Here is a 639-nt window from a genome sequence, read left to right on the forward strand (position 1 = left end):
GCAGGTGATTGGACCGCGTTCACAACCACCTGGTCGGAAACGCTCACCGAACCGCTGGAAGCGGAAGCCGTATTGGCCACGGAACCTGCATCGATATCTGCCTGGGTTACTGCATAAGACGTATTGAAGCTTTGCGAAGCCGTCGGAGCGAGCGAAGCGATGGTCTGGTTCAGGCCAGTCAAAGGATCGACAACCACGACGTTGGAAAGTGTTGTATTGCCCGTGTTGGTGACGACAATAGTGTAATTCAGCACATCGCCTACCGCATCGTAACTGCCCTCTGCGACTGTTTTCTGGATACTTAAGGCAGGGGACTGTACCGCGTTGACGGTTACCTGGTCGGAAACGGATACCGATCCCGAAGAAGCCGAAGCTGTGTTGGCGACCGAACCGTTGTCCAAGTCAGACTGGACGATTGTGTAAGAAGTGTTGAAGCTTTGCGAAGCCGTTGGAGCGAGCGAAGCAATGGTCTGGTTCAAACCGGTCAGCGGATCGACCACGACAACATTCGACAAAGTAACGTTGCCCGTATTGGTGACGGTGACGGTGTAGTTCAACACATCGCCTACCGCATCGTAACTGCCTTCTGCGACTGTTTTCTGGATACTTAAAGCAGGTGATTGGACCGCGTTCACAACC

General features: G+C 53.5%; 1 protein-coding gene. It reads right to left on the reverse strand.

Annotated features, from left to right (window positions below; all coding sequences use genetic code 11):
• Positions 1 to 639 (reverse strand): DUF7507 domain-containing protein (locus C943_RS21165; RefSeq protein ID WP_040481807.1); only part of this gene is annotated, 639 nt, incomplete at both ends.

Source organism: Mariniradius saccharolyticus AK6, from assembly GCF_000330725.2.
GTDB lineage: Bacteria > Bacteroidota > Bacteroidia > Cytophagales > Cyclobacteriaceae > Mariniradius > Mariniradius saccharolyticus.